The sequence below is a fragment of the Marinovum sedimenti genome (assembly GCF_054052205.1).
The window spans coordinates 2,043,897-2,061,325 of the sequence record NZ_CM133223.1; the positions used below are offsets into that span (position 1 = coordinate 2,043,897).

Genomic DNA, 17,429 nt, shown 5'->3' on the forward strand with positions numbered 1-17,429 from the left:
CGCCTCAGCCCCCGGTCATCGGCGGAAAAAAGGCCACTTCGCGAACCCCGGCCAGCGGCGCGTCGAAATCGGCCAGCTCCTGATCCACCGCCACCCGCAGCGCGGACAGATCGGAAAAGGCCAGCTCATAGCGGTCTTCGCGCGCCTTCAGCTCTTCAATTAGGTCGGCAACGGTCGCCGCCCCGGTCTCAACCCGCTCTTTCGGCACACCGATCCGTTCCCGCACCCAGGCAAAGTACAGCACATCCATCAAGCATCCTCCTTGAGATGCGGCAGCGCCTTACGCAGGTAATCCATCCCGGTGATCAGCGTCAGCGCGGCCGCGATCCAAAGCAGGCCAAGCCCGATATACCCCGACCAGAACATGCCGTTGTACATCGTGCGCAGGCCCAACACATCGACCTCGCGCCCCTCCAGGACATCAACCACCAACTGCTGGTCCATGCCCCAGGACCACATGCCGAAATAATGCTCGAACACGCCTTGGGAAAACAGCACCGCAATCGCCACCATCTGAAAGGTGGTTTTCCACTTCGCCAGTTTCGTAACCTTGAGCGTGCCAGCCACATCACCAAGATACTCGCGCAAGCCGCTGACAAAGACCTCGCGGAACAGGATCACCGTCGCCGGCAGCACCAGCCAGGGCGAATACGACGAATAGGCCGCAATCACCATCAACGCGACAACCACCATCGCCTTGTCGGCAATCGGGTCAAGCATGGCGCCAATCTTGGTTTCCTGTTTCCAGGCGCGCGCCAGATACCCATCAAACCAATCTGTGATTGCCGCCACAAGGAACAGCAACAGCGCCCCGATGTCGGCATAGGGTCGGGCCCAATACAGAAACATCAACGGCACAGCCGGCGCCGCAATCAGGCGCAGCAAGGTGAGGATATTTGGCAGGTTCCAGCGCATGGTTGAGTTCTATCGTTCCTGCCTCGGACAGGGAAGAGAGTTTGGCGATATTTCAATTTGGAAAAGATCACCTATGTGAGACGGATGAAAATCGCATTGCCCCTCCTCACCGTCGCCCTCCTCGCCGCGTGCGACAGCGACGAAACGCTCACCGCCTATGGTGCCGCCGAAACCACATGGGCGTTGCAAAGCCTCAACGGCGCGCCCTATCCGGCCACGGCCACGCTGACCTTCCCCGAGCCGGGACGCCTCGCAGGCCAAGCCCCGTGCAACAGCTTTTCAGGATCGCACTCCGCGCCCTATCCGTGGTTCGACGCTGGCCCCTTGGCCACCACCCGCCGCGCCTGCCCCGATCTCGCCGCCGAAACGGCCTTTCTCAGCGCGCTTGATGCGATGACCTTGGCCGAAGTCCAAGGCAACACTCTGATCCTTTCGAATGACACCGGTGGCGAATTGGTCTTCCGCGCTACGGAATGACAAATCCCGTTACCACCTTTCGCCCCCCTGCAAAGCGCCTATCTTGCCGGTATGACACAGATGCTCCTCTCCGCGGCCACGTCCGCCTTTGCCAGCCTCTCAGCCACGTTGAGCGGCGCGCAAGACACTGATACCATTTGGAAACTTCAAACCCTCGATGGCGCGGCATATGAGGCCCGCGCCACGCTCACCTTCCCCAGCCCGGCGCAGATAGCCGGAACCACCCCGTGCAACAGCTTCTTCGGCGTTCAGTCCCGGCCCATGCCCGAGTTCGCCGCCAAACGGCTTGGCCTGACCCAGCGGATGTGCCTGCACTTCCAAGCAGAGGCCGCGTTCATCACCGCCCTGCGCGACATGACACTGTCCGAGTTTGACGGAAATCGGCTGGTGTTGCGCAACGAAGACGGGCGCGAAATGGTCTTCATCAGCCTGCCGCACGCCAATTGAGCCTCTCTACCGCGCGCGCCACAAACCGGCCTCCGCACTGACGGGCTCACCTCCGCCACGGGCCCCAAAACCCGGCGCGCCGCAGGCGCTCAATGTGAAACCACCCGCAGACGGTCGATGAACCGCGCGCGCGCCTCTGGCAACGGTTTGGTCCCCAAGGCAGGGGCCAACCGCTCGCCCAGAAAAAAGCCGGTCACGCCCAAGCCCCGCGCAATGTCATCATTCTCACAGGCCCCCTGCCCCAAAAGCACCTCTGGCAGCGGCAAAAGCCGATCGGCCCAATCCCCCGCCCCCAGGCGCGAAACCGCGCGCCCGGATCGGGGAGAAACAAACGCCAGCCCCTCGGTCGCCCCAGTCACCGCGCAAGCAGACAGATCCAGCCCGTAGCCCAGATCCTCCAACAGCGCCAATTCCCAGCGCAGATAGGCCAGCGGCCACAGATCGTCCTGCCCCAAAAGATCCAAAAGCTGCTCAGACCGGGCATAAAGCCCGCCGTGCGGCTCGCGCTCGGGCAGACAAAACCCCAGCAGCGCACAGACCGCATTCAACCCGGCCAGCGCCAACCGGCTGCCCATCGCCTGCGCCGCGCGCGAGCGTTGCAGCTCGACAGTATAGGCCCCCAGATGCTCCTCCAGCCGCGCCCGCCATTGCAGATCAAGCTGCGCGCCCGGTTGCAGCACCGGCCCCAGTTTGCGGCTGGTCGCGCCACGCACCACGCCCGCGTGCCGGCCATGTTCGGGGGTAAACGCCTCGACGATGGCGGAATTTTCGCCATGATGCCTGAGGCTCAGCAATATCCCGGTGTCGCGCCATTCCATCGCGTCAGGCTGGCCTCAAAGCCCGCCACTGTCCAGCAGATGCCGCCCGGCGCGGTCCTCAACCTCGATCACCCAAAGATCGCGGTCCATCTCGCGTTGCCGCGCCAAGGCCGCATCGACCTCTGGCTCCGGCCCCGCCAGCATTTCCTGCCACCGGGTTTCATCGGCCATCAGATCGTGCATCCGGTGAAACAGCCGCGCCTGCCCGTCGAGCGTGTTGAGTTTGACGATCACGACACCCGAGGTGTCATCGCCATGCGCCACCACAAAGGCTGGAATATCCGCCTGCCGCAGCCGCGCGATATAAGCGGCCACCCAGAAATCTGCCGTCAGGCGCATCGGCTCAGGTGTTGCCGTCGCGGAAATTCAGGCCCATTTCGGAATAGCGTGCCGCTTCTTCCAGCCATTTTTCCCGCACTTTAACCTGCAGGAACAGGTGCACCCGGCGGCCAAGAAACTCTTCCAGTTCCTCACGCGCCGCCTTGGAGATTGCCTTGATCGACTCGCCCTTGTTGCCAAGCACGATGCCCTTGTGGCCGTCGCGCGCGACATAGATCACTTGGTCGATCCGCGCCGTGCCATCCTTGCGCTCTTCCCAGTTCTCGGTCTCGACGGTCAACTGATACGGCAGCTCTTGGTGCAGCCGCAGGGTCAGCTTTTCGCGGGTCATTTCAGCCGCAATCATCCGCAAGGGCAGATCGGCGATCTGATCCTCGGGGTAAAGCCACGGGCCCTCGGGCAGTTGCACCGCCAGCCATTTCTTGAGATCATCGCAGCCAAAGCCCTTTTCGGCCGAGATCATAAAGGTCTCTTCAAAGGCGTAGCGCGCGTTCAAATCCTTGGTCAGCGCCAAAAGCACATCCGATTTCACCCGGTCAATCTTGTTGATCGCCAGAACGATGCGGCGGCCTTTGCCGATGTCTGTCAGCCCGTCCAGAATGCGTTCAACGCCTTCGGTCACGCCACGATGCGCCTCGATCAGCAGCACGGTGATGTCGGCATCCGCCGCCCCACCCCAGGCCGCCGCCACCATCGCGCGGTCCAACCGGCGGCGCGGTTTGAACAGGCCGGGCGTGTCGACGAAAACGATCTGCGCCTCGCCTTCGATGGCCACACCACGGATGCGCGCGCGCGTCGTCTGGACCTTGTGGGTCACGATCGACACTTTCGCGCCCACCATGCGGTTGGTGAGGGTGGATTTGCCCGCGTTGGGCTCTCCGATCAAAGCGACGAATCCGGCGCGTGTGGTCATAGGGTCTGGCTTTCTGTCTCTGAATTAAGAGCGCTTAACGCAGATTTCACCTTAAAACCAGAGGCGATCCCGTCGCGCCCTCCTTGGCCGCCTGCCCGCGACGCCGCGTGACAAATGCGGCAGCATTTGTTCGCAATCGGGAAACATTACCCGTATTTTCCACAATTGGTTCAAAATTAAACCCAAATCTTGGGCGAGATTGCCGTCTGACAATCGAGAAAGCGACAATGGCACCCGATCACACCACGCACACCACGGTCATGGCCAGACTGAAGATCAGGATGGACCTTTGCCCACGTCCCGAGCGGACCGAATGGCAAATGCGCCACGAGATTGACGCGTTGCGCCCCGATTCCGGCCCGTTCGGGGCGGACAACCTCGCGACAACGGGTGATATTCTGGATGTGGCCCTTTGCATCTTTCAGGGCGCGGATACGCCGACCTTTACCCTGACGGTGCAGGCCGAAACCGAGGTTGCTGCGCAGGCGGAACTCGCGCGGCTGACGCTGGCCCTGCTTGCGGATTTCCCGATCAGCCAGATCGCTTGGCTCAGCGATGCCGCGCTTTTGGAGCGGTCAGCGTTTATTGCAGCACTTGCTCCCGCGCCTGCGGCAACCACCCGTCCCAGCCGCCCCGCCCGACCGACAGTTGCCAAAACCGCAACGCGTCCGCCCCGGCGGGCCGCGAAAGTCACCCCGAGGCATCCGGTGCTGTCGCGCCAAGGTCAGCGCCCGACCGCCGCCGACATGATCCGTTTGCAGGAAAACTCGATCCGGCGGCAGCTTTGCGAGCCGGTGCCCAGCGCCGAAACCCAACAGCTGCGGCGCGATCAGGGGCGGTTTGATCGGGAACGGCGCATCGCCACCGCCGCGATCAGCACGAGCTTTGCCCTAGCGGTGAGCACCACTGTCGCGCTGGCAGATGCGATGATGTCGGCGCCGCCGCTCTGAGAGCAGCGCCCGGCGTCAGGTGCCGGGCAACCGCGCAAGCAGCGCTTTGGCCGCCGCATGTTCAGCCTGCCGTTTCGATCCGGCTTCGGCCCGTTCGGTCTGGCCGCTTTCCAACCGCACCTCGATCACAAACACCGGCGCATGGTCTGGCCCGGTGCGGCTGATCTGCTCATAGGCTGGCGGCTTCTGGCCCCGGCCTTGCGCCCATTCCTGCAGGCTGGTCTTGGCGTCGCGGGCATCCTCCTCGACCGAGGTGATCCGCTTGCCCCAAAGCCGCAGGACCAGCGCCTTGGCCGCGTCAAACCCGCCATCAAGATAGACCGCGGCAATCACCGCCTCCATCCCATCGCCGAGCAGCGCCATCTTGCGCCGCCCGCCCGAGAGCATCTCGGAGCGGCCAAGTTTGAGCGCCGCCCCAAGGTCAATCTCGCGCGCAACATCGGCGCAGGTTTCCTTGCGCACCAGTGCATTGAACCGCGGCGCAAGCTGGCCTTCGCTGGCTTGGGTATCGGCGGTCAGCAGCGCTTCGGACATCACCAGCCCAAGCACCCGGTCGCCCAGAAACTCCAGCCGCTGGTTGTCGCCGCGCGTCGGTGTCGACATCGACGAATGAGTGACGGCGCGCACCAGCAGCCGGGGGTCAGAAAAATCATACCCCAGCCGCGTTTGCAGCGCCTTCAGATCCGCCGAAAGGTTCACTTGATCGCCTTGAAGAAACGATCGCTGCGCCATGTCCAGAAGTACAGCATCGAGCTGCCCGCAGACGAGAACATCACCCGGTCCGCCCGGCCAACAAGGTTTTCGAACGGCACAAACCCAACGCCGCCCACTTCCTGACGGAAGCGCGAGTCGGTGGAATTGTCGCGGTTGTCGCCCATCATGAAATAATGGCCTTCGGGCACGGTATAAACGGCGGTGTTGTCCGAGGACTGCCGGCCGATATCGAGGATCGAATGCGAGGTGCCTTCTGGAAAGGTCTCGATGTATTTGCGTTTCTGGCAGAGCGCGCCATCGCCGACCGGTGCATTGGCACAGCGCGGGCTAAGCCGCTGCGGACCCTGCGGGCCAGCGACCTCTTCGAACATGCCGTCTTCGGTCTGTTGCACGGCGGTGCCGTCGATAAACAGCACGCCGCCCTTCACTTGGATCTTTTCGCCCGGAAGCCCGACAACCCGCTTGATGAAATCACGCCCGGTCACCGGGTGGCGGAACACCGCCACATCGCCGCGTTTCGGCGCGCCTCCAAGGAAACGGTCGTTGTCGCCATCGGCCCAGCCGCAGAAATCTTCGGCATCCACATCAAGGCCAAAGCGCGGCACCATGATCGAGGGGCAGGAGGCGTAGGAATAGCCATAGGCCATTTTGTTGACGAACAGGAAATCGCCAATCAGCAAGGTGTCCTTCATCGATCCCGACGGAATCCAGAACGGTTGAAAGAAAAGCGTGCGGAACACGCCCGCAATCAGCAATGCATAGACAATGGTCTTGACCGTCTCGACGATCACATTGCCCTTCTTTTCTTCAGCCATCGACAGGGAGCTCCTCGCTCAGGTTTGACGAGGGCTACATGGGCCGGGGACGGTGGGGTGTCAAGCGATGGGGGCTGGACGCGGGGCAATGATCCGGGGAATGCTGCCTCAGGATCGCAACGGAGCCGACATGACGCAACAGCCCAACATCCTTATTTTCATGGTCGACCAGCTGAATGGCACGCTGTTTCCCGACGGCCCCGCCGATTGGCTGCACACGCCTAACTTGCGCAAGCTGGCGCTGCGCTCGACCTGTTTCGCCAACGCCTATACCGCCTCGCCGCTCTGTGCGCCGGGGCGGGCGGGGTTCATGTCGGGGCAATTGCCCTCGGCCACCGGCGTCTATGACAATGCCGCCGAGTTCGCCTCGTCGATCCCGACCTATGCGCATCATCTGCGGCGGGCAGGCTATCAGACCTGCCTGTCGGGCAAGATGCATTTTGTCGGCCCCGATCAGATGCACGGGTTTGAGGAACGCCTGACCACCGACATCTATCCCCCCGATTTCGGCTGGACCCCGGACTATCGCAAACCCGGCGAAAGGATCGAGTGGTGGTATCATAATATGGGGTCGGTGACGGGCGCTGGCGTGGCCGAAATCACCAACCAGATGGAGTATGACGACGAGGTTGCCTATCACGCCACCCGCAAGGTCTATGATCTGGCGCGCGGCCATGACGACAGGCCCTGGTGCCTGACGGTAAGCTTTACCCATCCGCATGACCCCTATGTGGCGCGGCGCAAATATTGGGACCTGTACGAGGATTGCGAGCATCTCCTGCCCGAGGTGCCGGCGCTGGCCTACGAAAACCACGACCCCCATGCGCAGCGCATCTTTGATGCCAATGACTGGCGCAGTTTCGACATCTCACAGGATGACATTCGCCGCGCCCGCCGGGCCTATTTCGCCAATATCTCGTACCTCGATGACAAGATCGGCGAGGTGATGGAAGCGCTTGAGGCAACGCGGCAGGAGGCGATCATACTGTTCGTCTCGGACCACGGCGATATGCTGGGCGAGCGCGGATTGTGGTTCAAGATGTCCTTCCTCGAGGGCTCGGCGCGGGTGCCTTTGATGATCTCTGCACCGGGGATGGAACCGGGGCTGATTGAGACGCCGGTGAGCAATATCGACGTCTGCCCCACGCTTTGCGATCTGGCGAGGGTGAGCATGGACGAGGTGATGGAATGGACCACGGGCGAGTCGCTGGTGCCGCTGGGCCAAGGCGGGGTGCGCACCACGCCGGTGGCGATGGAATACGCGGCAGAGGCGTCATATTCGCCGATGGTCTGCTTGCGGGCGGGGGCGTGGAAATACACCAACTGCGCCATCGATCCCGAGCAATTGTTCAACCTTGCCAATGATCCGCATGAGCTGACCGATCTCGCCGAGGACCCGGCGCAGGCCGAGGTTTTGGAGCGGTTCCGGCTCGAATCCGCAAAGCGCTGGGATCTGGAGCGCTTCGATGCCGAGGTGCGCAAAAGTCAGGCGCGGCGCTGGGTGGTCTATGAGGCGCTGCGCAACGGTGCCTATTACCCGTGGGATTATCAGCCGCTTCAAAACGCCTCGGACCGCTATATGCGCAACCACATGGACCTGAACGAGGTCGAGGAAAACCAGAGGTTTCCGCGCGGGGAATGAGCTTGGGGCAGAGCCGCGCCGGGTGTGAGAGCGCGGCGTCGGCCTAGGCTTTCGGGCGCGCCTCGATCAGCACGGTCGCCTGCGCCCAAGGGTGATCGTCGGTCAGGGTGACGTGCAAAACGGCCTCATGGCCCGGCGGCGTCATGGCATCAAGCCGCCGTTTTGCCCAGCCCGTCACATGCATCACCGGCTGGCCGGTGCGCATATTGGTGACCGACATATCCTTCCACGCGATCCCCATGCGCAACCCTGTGCCAAGCGCCTTGGAACAGGCCTCTTTCGCGGCCCAGCGTTTGGCATAGGTCGCCGCCTCATGCGGGCGGCGCGCGGCGCGGGCCTGTTCGCGGTCGGTGTAAACGCGGTTGCGGAAGCGGTCACCAAAGCGGTCGAGGATACGGTCAATCCGCTCGATATTGCAAAGATCGGTGCCGATCCCAAGGATCACACCCGCGCCTCGTTCATGAGCCTGCGCATCTCGGCAATCGCGCCCTCAAGGCCCGAAAAGATCGCCTCACCGATCAGGAAATGCCCGATGTTGAGCTCTTTGACCTGCGGAAAACCCGCCACAGGGCCGACGGTCTCATAGCTTAGCCCGTGGCCGGCGTGCACTTCGAGGCCAAGGTCATGGGCGAAGCCGGTCATCTCGCGCAGCGCGTCCAACTCGCGGTCGCGGTCATCAAACCGGCCTTCGTGATGGGCATCGCAATAGGCGCCGGTGTGCAGCTCGATCACCTGCGCGCCAATGCGATGCGCCGCCTCGATCTGGCGTTTGTCGGCGGCGATAAAGATCGACACCCGGCAGCCGACATCCCGCAGAGGCGCGATAAAATGCGCCAGTTTGTTTTCCTCGCGCGCAACTTCCAGCCCGCCTTCGGTGGTGCGTTCCTCCCGCTTTTCCGGCACGATACAGACCGCATGCGGCTTGTGACGCAGCGCGATTTTCTGCATCTCGTCGGTCGCCGCCATCTCAAAATTCAGAGGCACGCTCAGCACCTCCATCAGCCCGTCGATGTCGGCGTCCGAGATGTGGCGCCGGTCTTCGCGCAGATGTGCGGTGATGCCATCGGCCCCGGCGTCTTCGGCCAGTTTGGCGGCGCGCAGAGGATCGGGAAAGGCCCCGCCGCGGGCGTTGCGGACGGTGGCGACATGGTCGATGTTCACGCCGAGCCTGAGTTTGTGCATGACGGTTCTCCGAGACTGATTGCGCGCAAGCTAACGGGGCGCGGGCGCGGGGGAAACCGGAATTTGCGACGCGCTCACTCGGGCTTTTTCGCCGCGTCCTCGGCCAGCGCCTTTTTCTTGGCGGCGGCCTTGGCCCGGATCGCCTCGATCCGCTTTTTCATCGCGCCTTTGCGCCGGGCCTGATAGGCGCGGATCAACGGTTCGGCCACTAGATAGGCAATCGTTGCCACAATGATTCCGGGAATGATGCCGCCGATCATATAGGGGTAAAACACGGTGTCCCAGAACACCTCGAGCCCGTGCCAATCCTGCGGCGCGCCCTTGATCCATGCCCAGAAATTGCTGGTCAGATCCTCGCCCGCATCGACAAACTTGCCCATCAAGGTGCGCTCGACATGCGGCGAAAGCTCTGTTCCTAAAAGAAAATTCCCGGTGGTCAGCGCAACGACCGCAATCGGGACATAGGTCAGGGGATTGCCGAAAAACGTACCCAGCAGCGCGGCGAGGATATTGCCGCGCATGATGATCGCCAGCGTTGCGGCGACAACGAAATGCATGGTGTAAAACGGCGTGAAGGTGGTAAAGACCCCGGCCCAGATGCCCCGCGCGATCTTTTCCGGCGGATCCGGCAGGCGGCGCAACCGGTGCTTGACGTAACGCGCCGCGCGCGTCCAGCCCCCTCGCGGCCAGAAGAATTCCCACACCGCGCGCAGGGTCGGCTTTTTGTCGCGGCGCTTGAAAACCACGGGTGGTTTCTTCCTTTCAGTTCGCCTCGGCCCTCGCGGCGATCGGTGTCACTTCGCGCATTCGAATGACGCGGGCAAGGTCGCTTTCCGCCTCGAGTGCGGTGATCAGCGAATGCAGATGCTCGGCATCGCGAAGATCGGCATTGATGTACAGCCTGTAGTAATCGGGCTTCCGGTCGATGAATTCAAGGTCGGAGATATTTGCCTTATGGCCGCCGATCAATGTGCACACCCGGCCCAACACCCCGGCATCGTTGCTCATCGTGACGTCGAGGGTCACGGTATAGGCGGCGGGGTGTTTGCCCTCGGTCCAATGCAGATCAAGCCAGCGCTCGGGCTGGTCTTCGTATTCGGCGAGCTTTTCGCAATCAATGGCGTGCACCACAACGCCCTGGCCGCGATAGGTGATGCCAACGATGCGCTCGCCCGGAAGCGGCTGGCAGCACGGGGCGCGGCGGAAGCTTTGGCCGTTTTCAAGCCCGATCACCGCGCGCTTGCGATCAATCTCGTCGCCCTCTTCCGTCACCAGATCCGGATAAACCGCCTCGACCACAGAGCGAGTTGTCAGCTCGGCAGAGCCCAGCCGCGCCAGCAGAGTCTCGGCGCTGTCGAGCCGCAGGTTGCGGGCGGCGGTTTCCAGCACCTTGTCCTTGGCCTTGCGACCGACATGTTCAAAAGCGGCCCGCGCCAGTTCGCGCCCGAGCCGCACAAACCGCTCGCGGTCCTGTTCGCGCAGGGCCCGGCGAATCGCGCTTTTGGCCTTGCCGGTGATAGCAATGTCGAGCCAGGTCGCCTGCGGCGTCTGGCCGTCGGCGGTGATGATGTCGACCGATTGGCCATTCTTGAGCCGGGTCCAGAGCGGCACGCGCAGCCCGTCAACCTTGGCCCCAACACAGGCATGGCCGATGCGGGTGTGGATCGCATAGGCGAAATCCAGCGGCGTGCCGCCACGGGGCAGCTTGATCACATCACCCTTGGGCGAGAACACAAACACCTGATCGGAATACATTTCCAGTTTGACGGCCTCGAGGAAATCCTCGTGATCCTCATCGTCCTGAAATTGCTCGGTCAGCGAGGAAATCCACTTGGCCGGATCAACGGCAAAGGGGTTTTCGCTGCGCACGCCATCGCGATACGACCAATGCGCGGCAACGCCGGTTTCGGCGACATCGTGCATCTGGCGGGTGCGGATCTGCACCTCGACCCGCTTGCCATCGCGGCCCGATACGGTGGTGTGGATCGAGCGATAGCCGTTGGATTTCGGCTGGCTGATGTAGTCCTTGAACCGTCCGGGCACCGCGCGCCAGCGTTGGTGGATGACGCCAAGCGCGGCATAACAATCGGCCTCGGTCTCGGTGATGATGCGGAAACCGTAGATGTCGGAGAGGCGCGAAAAGCCCATCTCCTTTTCCTGCATCTTGCGCCAGATCGAATAGGGCTTCTTGGCGCGGCCAAAGACCTGCGCCTCGACATTGGCCTTTTCCAACTCGCTGCGCATGTCGCCGGTGATCTTCTGGATCACATCGCCGGTTTCACGCTGCAACATGATGAACCGGCGGATGATGCTGGCGCGGCCCTCGGTGTTGAGCACGCGGAACGCCAGATCCTCAAGCTCGTCGCGCATCCATTGCATGCCCATCCGCCCGGCGAGCGGGGCAAAGATGTCCATCGTTTCGCGCGCTTTTTGGACCTGCTTTTCCGGGCGCATCGCCTTGATCGTGCGCATATTGTGCAGACGGTCGGCCAACTTGACGAGAATCACCCGCAAATCGCGCGACATCGCCATGAACAGCTTGCGGAAGTTCTCGGCCTGCTTGGTCTCGGTCGAGTTCAATTGCAGGTTTGTCAGTTTGGTGACGCCATCGACCAATACCGCAATCTCTTCGCCAAACTGGCCAGAGATATTGCCGAAGGTGCTGTTGGTGTCCTCGATCGTGTCGTGCAACAGCGCGGTGACAATCGTGGCATCGTCAAGCCGTTGCTCGGTCAGGATGGCGGCAACGGCGACGGGATGGGTGAAGTACGGCTCACCCGAGCGGCGAAACTGGCCCTCATGCATCTCGCGGCCATAGTCATAGGCCGCGCGAATGAGCGCCTCGTTTGTCTTGGGGTTATAATTGCGGACAAGCGCGATGAGGTCGTCAGCAGATATCATCGCGCGTCCTTAAGGCACCAGGGCGGTGGTTCAGCCCTGACCCTGAGCCTCCATCAGAGCCCGCAGCAGCTTTTCTTCCGACATATCGTCGTCCTGCGGCTTATCGGGCTCAGAACCCATCAAAAGCGCCATTGCGTCTTCTTCGGGTTCATCAACTTCGATCTGAGTCTGATTGCTCTCGATCATCCGTTCGCGCAGTTCGTCAGCGCTTTGGGTTTCTTCTGCGATTTCGCGCAGCGAAACAACGGGGTTCTTGTCATTGTCGCGGTCCACCGTAATGGCGGCACCCGCTGCAATCTCGCGCGCCCGATGGGCGGCCAGCATAACCAGTTCGAACCGGTTGGGGACTTTATCAACGCAATCTTCGACCGTCACGCGGGCCATGGGGAATCTCCGTCTGGCGAGTTCTGTCAGAATGGATAGCTCTTAAAGGGCTTCAAAACGCTTGACAAGCAGATATTCTGAAGCATTGCACCGATACGCCCGAAGTCACAAAGCTTTGACCTCGGCCATGTCGGCTTGGGGCAGCGCGGCGGCCATTTCGGACACGCTGCGCCCCGTGACCGGATGGACCCAATCGGGCGCGACATCCCTCAGCGGCACCAAGACAAACGGTCGATCCTGAAGCCTTGGATGCGGCAGGATCAGCTCGTCCGGGGTGCGCGTCATCTGATCGGCCAGCGGCAGATTGCGCCACGCGGCCCAGACATCGGGATTGGGCAGAACCTGGTCGCCCAGCGCCAGCAAGTCTAAATCGAGAGTCCTCATACCCCAACGCACGTTACGCGTGCGTAGAAACTCCGACTCGACCTCATGCAAAAGACTAAGCAATGCGGGGGCACCCCGCGACCAATTGGCACTAAACGCACCGTTCACGTAATCGGGACCGGCCCCCGCGGGAAAACACGGCGTTGTATAGACGGGTGAGACGGTGCCAATGGCCAAGCCACGCTCAGATAAGCGAAAAATCGCTTCTCTTAACGTCTGAACCGGTGGATTGTCAGAGAAAGGTAAGTTTGCGCCTATTGCTATCAGCGCCACTTTCCCGTTAAGGTTGCACGAAATTGGTTTTTTTCCTCGTTCAGGCACTTGCGGCAAGATCGTTTTGGTCTACCCTAAAGGCAGGCTCACCCGCAAAATTTTTTTCACTCACGGAGCGGATCATGAGCCCGCTTTATTGGAAGGGCAATTAATGTTTTACAAGGACGAACGGCTTGCGCTGTTCATCGACGGATCCAATTTGTATGCCGCAGCAAAGGCACTTGGGTTCGACATCGACTACAAACTCCTTCGACAGGAATTCGTAAGACGCGGCAAGTTATTGCGGGCGTTCTATTATACGGCATTGCTGGAGAACGAAGAGTATTCGCCAATCCGGCCGCTGGTCGATTGGCTGCATTACAACGGCTTCACGATGGTGACCAAACCGGCCAAGGAATATACCGACAGCCAGGGTCGCCGTAAGGTCAAGGGCAACATGGACATCGAGCTTTCTGTCGATGCCATGGAGCTTGCGCCCCGTGTGGACCATATCGTTCTGTTTTCCGGAGATGGGGATTTCCGGCCGCTGGTGGAAAGCCTCCAGCGTCAGGGCGTACGGGTTTCCGTTGTGTCGACGATTCGCAGCCAACCGCCGATGATTGCCGATGAACTGCGCCGTCAGGCCGACAATTTCATTGAATTGGACGGTCTGCGCGAAGTCATTGGCCGTCCTCCGCGCGAGCATCCGGAAGAGCGGACCGCTTCGGCCGTAACAGGCTGATCCGGGCCACCTGACTTGGGCGAGGTTGTCTCTCTGTTCACGCTGTTTGCAGCGGCGTTCGGGGCGGCGACCCTTTTGCCGTTGCAGTCAGAGGTGGTCTTTGTCGCCATGCAACTGGGCCAGACGGCTCCGGTTCCCACGCTGATCCTTTGGGCCAGCGTGGGAAACGTGCTGGGCGCATGTGTGAATTACGTGCTGGGGCGGTTCGCCGTGCAGTATCAGGACAGGCGTTGGTTTCCTGTTTCACGGTCCGCGATGGCGCGGGCCGAGGGATGGTATGCGCGTTGGGGTGTCTGGTCGCTGCTGCTCAGCTGGGCGCCCTTGGGCGATGCCTTTACCGTGATTGCGGGCGTGTTGCGCACCCCGGTCTGGCTGTTCGTGCTATTGGTCACGCTGGCCAAGACCGGGCGCTATATTGCGCTGGCTTGGGTCACGGCGCAGGTATAGCGGCCACGCGCCAATGGCCTCCTGGACGAGCGCCGGAAGGCCATGGGGGCGGGCTGGCGGGGAGGCCCCGGATCATGTCCGGGGCGCTTTGGCGCTGTCCGCCCACTGCGCCCCGGCTAATGCGCCTCGTCTACTGCCCTTCGTTTACTGCGCCTCGACCCGCCGATTCATTTCATTGTGGCGGGCGATCACGCGCTCGGGCCACTGCGCCTTGATATAGGCCAGCACCGCCAGAATCTCGTCATCGCTCAGAACATCGCCAAAGCCCGCCATGTCGGATTCCACGGCACCTCCGGTGACAACCTCGGTGCCACGCTTGGTGATATCGAACAGTTGCGCATCGGCGTGGTGCCAGGTGTGGCCGGTCTCGTCATGTGGTGGCGCGCGGAACCCGCCGTCGTCTTTGCGCCCGCGCCAGTCCTCCTCGCCTTCCAGCTTGGCCCCGTGGCAGGCCGCACAGTTGTCCGCATAAAGCGCTGCCCCCTGTGCCACCGCAGCCTCGTCCCAATACGGAAACAGCCCTGCCGCATCCTCGGGCCGCTCTTGTGCCACCAGCGGCGCGCCCGCCAGCACCATGGTCATCGCCACCGTCATCGCCAAAACCTGTCGGTTCATCTGTCATGCTCCATGTCATTTTGCCCCCAATCGGGCCTTCCCACACTGGAAGGTCAAGTCACCGCCCCGTGATAGCGCCCACCTCTGGACGCCGCGCCGCAGAGCCATTACTTCGGGAGGGACACCGGAGGCCCCTGTTATGACCAATACCCCTGCCCTGACCCTTTATCTCGCGGCACCGCGCGGCTTTTGCGCCGGTGTGGACCGGGCGATCAAGATCGTCGAAATGGCGCTCGAGAAATGGGGCGCGCCGGTCTTTGTGCGCCATGAGATCGTGCACAACAAATATGTGGTGGATGATTTGCGATCCAAGGGCGCGGTGTTTGTCGAAGAGCTGTCGGATTGCCCCGATGACCGGCCGGTGATCTTTTCCGCTCATGGTGTGGCGAAATCGGTGCCTGCCGCCGCCAAGGCGCGCGAAATGGTGTTTGTCGATGCCACCTGTCCGCTGGTCAGCAAGGTGCATATCGAGGCGCAACGCCATGCCGACAACGGGTTGCAAATGATCATGATCGGCCATGACGGCCACCCCGAGACCGTCGGCACCATGGGGCAATTGCCCGAGGGCGAAGTGCTTTTGGTGGAAACGGTGGCCGATGTGGCAGAGGTCACGGTACGCGACCCGGCCAAGCTGGCCTTTGTCACCCAGACCACGCTGTCGGTCGATGACACCGCCGATATCGTCGCCGCGTTGAAGGCGCGATTCCCGGCCATTGTCGGCCCGCACAAAGAAGACATCTGCTACGCCACCACCAACCGGCAAGAGGCGGTCAAGGCGATGGCGGCGAAATGCGATGCGATGCTGGTGGTGGGCGCGCCCAACTCCTCAAACTCGCGCCGATTGGTCGAGGTGGGTGCCCGCGCGGGCTGCAATTATTCGCAACTGGTGCAGCGAGCGACCGACATCGATTGGCGCGCATTGGACGGCATCCGCTCGGTCGGCATCACCGCAGGCGCATCCGCCCCCGAAGTGCTGGTGAACGAGGTGATCGACGCCTTCCGCGCTCGCTATGACGTGACTGTCGAACAGGTCGAGACCGCGCAGGAAAACGTCGAGTTCAAAGTGCCGCGCGTCCTGCGCCAGACGGCCTGATCGGGATGGACTGGACCGCGCTGCTCCGCGAATTTATCACGCTGACCGTGGTGATCGACCCGGTGGGCACGATCCCGGTCTACCTGTTTGCCGTGCAATCGGTGCCGCGCCACCTGCATCGCCGGTTTGCCATTCGCGCCATCCTGATTGCGACGCTGGTGCTGCTGGCGTTCCTCGTCGGCGGACAGTTCATCCTCGAAACGCTGGGTCTGCGGCTGGGGTCGTTTCAAATCGCGGGCGGGATTGTGCTGTTCCTGTTTGCGATGACGATGATCTTTGGCGATAGCAAACCCGCGCGCGAAATCGAAGAAGCCGAACGCGATGATCACCTTGCCGGGGCGGTGTTTCCACTGGCGATGCCGTCGATTGCCTCGCCGGGCGCGATGCTGGCGATTGTGGTGCTGACCGACAACCACACCGAACCGCTGGCGGAACAGCTGATCACCGCTGGCATGCTGGTGGTTGTGCTGCTGTTTACGCTTGGTCTGCTGCTCGGGGCGAGCGTCATCCACCGGGTGATCGGCAACACCGGGGCTTCGGTGATCAGCCGGGTGATGGGGATTATCCTGGCCACCATTGCCGTCGATCAGGTGCTCGGCGGGTTGAATGCGATGGGTGTGCTTGACGTGACCGGCGCACCGGCGTCCGTGCAAGCGCCGCTGCCCTGACGCCACGCGCGCCAAACCGCGGGCCACACTGTCGCGCAACAAGAGCCCCTTGCAACCTGCGCCCGCCTTTGCGATGTGGCCCCAAACCCAAGCCCGGAGATGCCCCATGACCGCCCTTTTTGCCTATACTGACGGTGCCTGTTCCGGCAATCCCGGCCCCGGTGGCTGGGGTGCCTTGATGCAGGCCAAGGACGGCGACACCGTCGTCAAAGAGCGCGAGCTTAAGGGGGGCGAGGCCGATACCACCAACAACCGCATGGAGCTTCTGGCCGCGATCCACGTGTTGGAGGCCTTGGAGCGGGCGTCCAAGATCACCGTGATCACCGACAGCGCTTATGTCAAAAACGGCGTGACGGGGTGGATTCATGGCTGGAAGCGCAATGGCTGGAAAACCGCCGCCAAGAAGCCGGTCAAGAATGTCGAGCTGTGGCAACGGCTGGATGAGGCGCAGGCCCGCCACGACGTGACGTGGGAATGGGTCAAGGGCCACGCCGGCCACCCCGAAAACGAGCGCGCAGATGAGCTGGCCCGCGCGGGCATGGCCCCATTCAAGAGCAAACCGTGATCCGCGCGCGCCCCGATCTGTCGACAGATCGGTACCGATCCATCAATGGATCGGTCTCCCCCGCCGGAGCAACTCCCCGCAAACATACCCCCATCCAAACCCGTACCTCACAGCGCGCACACCCCGATCTGTCAACAGATCGGCACCGATCCATCAATGGATCGGC

General features: G+C 62.1%; 23 protein-coding genes. 9 read left to right on the plus strand and 14 right to left on the minus strand.

Annotated elements, in window-relative coordinates; translation table 11 throughout:
* Window positions 1–4: 4 nt before the first annotated feature.
* Together moaD and pgsA are read right to left on the minus strand one after the other, a co-directional pair.
* Window positions 5–250, minus strand: a complete 246-nt coding sequence (moaD, locus tag ACW9UO_RS09895) for a molybdopterin converting factor subunit 1 (RefSeq protein WP_457085648.1) — start codon at window positions 248–250, stop codon at window positions 5–7.
* Complete coding sequence (pgsA, locus tag ACW9UO_RS09900; RefSeq protein ID WP_457085649.1) at window positions 250–915, minus strand: CDP-diacylglycerol--glycerol-3-phosphate 3-phosphatidyltransferase; 666 nt, start codon at window positions 913–915, stop codon at window positions 250–252. The genes moaD and pgsA overlap by 1 nt, the downstream gene beginning before the upstream one ends.
* A gap of 84 nt (window positions 916–999) precedes the next feature.
* Between pgsA and ACW9UO_RS09905 the strand changes: the two genes are divergently transcribed.
* Both ACW9UO_RS09905 and ACW9UO_RS09910 read left to right on the plus strand, forming a co-directional pair.
* Window positions 1,000–1,392 carry an META domain-containing protein gene (locus ACW9UO_RS09905; protein ID WP_457085650.1) on the plus strand — a complete coding sequence of 131 codons (393 nt, stop codon included), beginning with the start codon at window positions 1,000–1,002 and terminating at the stop codon, window positions 1,390–1,392.
* Window positions 1,393–1,443: 51 nt separating this feature from the next.
* A complete protein-coding gene (locus ACW9UO_RS09910) occupies window positions 1,444–1,839 on the plus strand; it encodes an META domain-containing protein (RefSeq protein ID WP_457085651.1) in 396 nt (131 codons plus the stop codon).
* Between the two features lie 89 nt (window positions 1,840–1,928).
* Here ACW9UO_RS09910 and recO read toward each other — a convergent pair whose 3' ends face one another.
* Genes recO through era form a run of 3 tightly spaced genes read right to left on the minus strand, consistent with a single transcriptional unit; the run spans window position 1,929 to window position 3,909 of the window.
* A complete protein-coding gene (gene recO / locus ACW9UO_RS09915) occupies window positions 1,929–2,657 on the minus strand; it encodes a DNA repair protein RecO (protein ID WP_457085652.1) in 729 nt (242 codons plus the stop codon).
* A gap of 15 nt (window positions 2,658–2,672) precedes the next feature.
* On the minus strand, window positions 2,673–2,996 hold the full coding sequence (locus ACW9UO_RS09920; RefSeq protein WP_457085653.1) for a DUF1491 family protein: 324 nt from the start codon (window positions 2,994–2,996) through the stop codon (window positions 2,673–2,675).
* Window positions 2,997–3,000: 4 nt separating this feature from the next.
* Window positions 3,001–3,909 carry a GTPase Era gene (gene era / locus ACW9UO_RS09925; protein ID WP_457085654.1) on the minus strand — a complete coding sequence of 303 codons (909 nt, stop codon included), beginning with the start codon at window positions 3,907–3,909 and terminating at the stop codon, window positions 3,001–3,003.
* 260 nt (window positions 3,910–4,169) lie between these two features.
* Here era and ACW9UO_RS09930 point away from each other — a divergent pair, with 260 nt between their 5' ends.
* Window positions 4,170–4,859, plus strand: coding sequence for a hypothetical protein (locus ACW9UO_RS09930; protein WP_457085655.1), 690 nt, complete (start codon window positions 4,170–4,172; stop codon window positions 4,857–4,859).
* Between the two features lie 15 nt (window positions 4,860–4,874).
* Here the strand turns inward: ACW9UO_RS09930 and rnc are convergent, their stop codons facing one another.
* Both rnc and lepB read right to left on the minus strand, forming a co-directional pair.
* Entirely contained in the window at window positions 4,875–5,558 is a 684-nt protein-coding gene (gene rnc, locus ACW9UO_RS09935) for a ribonuclease III (protein WP_457085656.1), read from the minus strand.
* Window positions 5,555–6,388: a signal peptidase I gene (lepB, locus tag ACW9UO_RS09940; protein WP_457085657.1), complete on the minus strand. Its 834-nt coding sequence runs from the start codon at window positions 6,386–6,388 to the stop codon at window positions 5,555–5,557. Before lepB ends, rnc begins: the two co-directional genes overlap by 4 nt.
* Before the next feature lie 130 nt (window positions 6,389–6,518).
* On the opposite strand from lepB, the gene betC reads away from it, so the two are divergent.
* Complete coding sequence (gene betC / locus ACW9UO_RS09945; RefSeq protein ID WP_457085658.1) at window positions 6,519–8,030, plus strand: choline-sulfatase; 1,512 nt, start codon at window positions 6,519–6,521, stop codon at window positions 8,028–8,030.
* Between the two features lie 43 nt (window positions 8,031–8,073).
* On the opposite strand, the gene acpS is transcribed toward betC, so the two are convergent.
* The 6 genes from acpS to folK all read right to left on the minus strand — a co-directional run bounded on the left by acpS (window position 8,074) and on the right by folK (window position 13,202).
* Window positions 8,074–8,475, minus strand: coding sequence for a holo-ACP synthase (gene acpS, locus ACW9UO_RS09950; protein WP_457085659.1), 402 nt, complete (start codon window positions 8,473–8,475; stop codon window positions 8,074–8,076).
* The gene (locus ACW9UO_RS09955; protein ID WP_457085660.1) at window positions 8,472–9,212 is read right to left on the minus strand and encodes a pyridoxine 5'-phosphate synthase; all 741 of its coding nucleotides are present in this window, start codon (window positions 9,210–9,212) and stop codon (window positions 8,472–8,474) included. Before ACW9UO_RS09955 ends, acpS begins: the two co-directional genes overlap by 4 nt.
* Window positions 9,213–9,286: 74 nt before the next feature.
* Window positions 9,287–9,958 (minus strand): DUF2062 domain-containing protein, encoded by a 672-nt coding sequence (locus ACW9UO_RS09960; RefSeq protein WP_457085661.1) that lies wholly within the window; start codon window positions 9,956–9,958, stop codon window positions 9,287–9,289.
* Window positions 9,959–9,974: 16 nt separating this feature from the next.
* Window positions 9,975–12,113 carry a RelA/SpoT family protein gene (locus tag ACW9UO_RS09965; protein WP_457085662.1) on the minus strand — a complete coding sequence of 713 codons (2,139 nt, stop codon included), beginning with the start codon at window positions 12,111–12,113 and terminating at the stop codon, window positions 9,975–9,977.
* A 30-nt stretch (window positions 12,114–12,143) separates the two neighbouring features.
* Window positions 12,144–12,497 (minus strand): DNA-directed RNA polymerase subunit omega, encoded by a 354-nt coding sequence (gene rpoZ, locus ACW9UO_RS09970; RefSeq protein WP_457085663.1) that lies wholly within the window; start codon window positions 12,495–12,497, stop codon window positions 12,144–12,146.
* 105 nt (window positions 12,498–12,602) lie between these two features.
* The gene (gene folK, locus ACW9UO_RS09975; protein WP_457088634.1) at window positions 12,603–13,202 is read right to left on the minus strand and encodes a 2-amino-4-hydroxy-6-hydroxymethyldihydropteridine diphosphokinase; all 600 of its coding nucleotides are present in this window, start codon (window positions 13,200–13,202) and stop codon (window positions 12,603–12,605) included.
* 103 nt (window positions 13,203–13,305) lie between these two features.
* On the opposite strand from folK, the gene ACW9UO_RS09980 reads away from it, so the two are divergent.
* Together ACW9UO_RS09980 and ACW9UO_RS09985 are read left to right on the plus strand one after the other, a co-directional pair.
* Entirely contained in the window at window positions 13,306–13,875 is a 570-nt protein-coding gene (locus tag ACW9UO_RS09980; protein WP_457085664.1) for a LabA-like NYN domain-containing protein, read from the plus strand.
* Between the two features lie 15 nt (window positions 13,876–13,890).
* Window positions 13,891–14,322: a YqaA family protein gene (locus ACW9UO_RS09985; RefSeq protein WP_457085665.1), complete on the plus strand. Its 432-nt coding sequence runs from the start codon at window positions 13,891–13,893 to the stop codon at window positions 14,320–14,322.
* 144 nt (window positions 14,323–14,466) lie between these two features.
* Here the strand turns inward: ACW9UO_RS09985 and ACW9UO_RS09990 are convergent, their stop codons facing one another.
* The gene (locus ACW9UO_RS09990; protein WP_457085666.1) at window positions 14,467–14,937 is read right to left on the minus strand and encodes a c-type cytochrome; all 471 of its coding nucleotides are present in this window, start codon (window positions 14,935–14,937) and stop codon (window positions 14,467–14,469) included.
* A 139-nt stretch (window positions 14,938–15,076) separates the two neighbouring features.
* Between ACW9UO_RS09990 and ispH the strand changes: the two genes are divergently transcribed.
* The 3 genes from ispH to rnhA all read left to right on the plus strand — a co-directional run bounded on the left by ispH (window position 15,077) and on the right by rnhA (window position 17,263).
* Window positions 15,077–16,030, plus strand: a complete 954-nt coding sequence (gene ispH / locus ACW9UO_RS09995) for a 4-hydroxy-3-methylbut-2-enyl diphosphate reductase (RefSeq protein WP_457085667.1) — start codon at window positions 15,077–15,079, stop codon at window positions 16,028–16,030.
* A gap of 5 nt (window positions 16,031–16,035) precedes the next feature.
* Window positions 16,036–16,698: a MarC family protein gene (locus tag ACW9UO_RS10000; RefSeq protein ID WP_457085668.1), complete on the plus strand. Its 663-nt coding sequence runs from the start codon at window positions 16,036–16,038 to the stop codon at window positions 16,696–16,698.
* Between the two features lie 106 nt (window positions 16,699–16,804).
* The gene (gene rnhA / locus ACW9UO_RS10005) at window positions 16,805–17,263 is read left to right on the plus strand and encodes a ribonuclease HI (protein WP_457085669.1); all 459 of its coding nucleotides are present in this window, start codon (window positions 16,805–16,807) and stop codon (window positions 17,261–17,263) included.
* Window positions 17,264–17,429 lie beyond the last annotated feature (166 nt).

Coding starts and splice junctions, on each gene's coding strand:
- moaD (WP_457085648.1), bottom strand. CDS start 250: ATGGATGTGCTGTACTTTGCCTGGGTGCGGGAACGGATCGGTGTGCCG.
- pgsA (WP_457085649.1), bottom strand. CDS start 915: ATGCGCTGGAACCTGCCAAATATCCTCACCTTGCTGCGCCTGATTGCG.
- ACW9UO_RS09905 (WP_457085650.1), top strand. CDS start 1,000: ATGAAAATCGCATTGCCCCTCCTCACCGTCGCCCTCCTCGCCGCGTGC.
- ACW9UO_RS09910 (WP_457085651.1), top strand. CDS start 1,444: ATGACACAGATGCTCCTCTCCGCGGCCACGTCCGCCTTTGCCAGCCTC.
- recO (WP_457085652.1), bottom strand. CDS start 2,657: ATGGAATGGCGCGACACCGGGATATTGCTGAGCCTCAGGCATCATGGC.
- ACW9UO_RS09920 (WP_457085653.1), bottom strand. CDS start 2,996: ATGCGCCTGACGGCAGATTTCTGGGTGGCCGCTTATATCGCGCGGCTG.
- era (WP_457085654.1), bottom strand. CDS start 3,909: ATGACCACACGCGCCGGATTCGTCGCTTTGATCGGAGAGCCCAACGCG.
- ACW9UO_RS09930 (WP_457085655.1), top strand. CDS start 4,170: ATGGCCAGACTGAAGATCAGGATGGACCTTTGCCCACGTCCCGAGCGG.
- lepB (WP_457085657.1), bottom strand. CDS start 6,388: ATGGCTGAAGAAAAGAAGGGCAATGTGATCGTCGAGACGGTCAAGACC.
- betC (WP_457085658.1), top strand. CDS start 6,519: ATGACGCAACAGCCCAACATCCTTATTTTCATGGTCGACCAGCTGAAT.
- ACW9UO_RS09955 (WP_457085660.1), bottom strand. CDS start 9,212: ATGCACAAACTCAGGCTCGGCGTGAACATCGACCATGTCGCCACCGTC.
- ACW9UO_RS09965 (WP_457085662.1), bottom strand. CDS start 12,113: ATGATATCTGCTGACGACCTCATCGCGCTTGTCCGCAATTATAACCCC.
- rpoZ (WP_457085663.1), bottom strand. CDS start 12,497: ATGGCCCGCGTGACGGTCGAAGATTGCGTTGATAAAGTCCCCAACCGG.
- ACW9UO_RS09980 (WP_457085664.1), top strand. CDS start 13,306: ATGTTTTACAAGGACGAACGGCTTGCGCTGTTCATCGACGGATCCAAT.
- ACW9UO_RS09990 (WP_457085666.1), bottom strand. CDS start 14,937: ATGAACCGACAGGTTTTGGCGATGACGGTGGCGATGACCATGGTGCTG.
- ispH (WP_457085667.1), top strand. CDS start 15,077: ATGACCAATACCCCTGCCCTGACCCTTTATCTCGCGGCACCGCGCGGC.
- ACW9UO_RS10000 (WP_457085668.1), top strand. CDS start 16,036: ATGGACTGGACCGCGCTGCTCCGCGAATTTATCACGCTGACCGTGGTG.
- rnhA (WP_457085669.1), top strand. CDS start 16,805: ATGACCGCCCTTTTTGCCTATACTGACGGTGCCTGTTCCGGCAATCCC.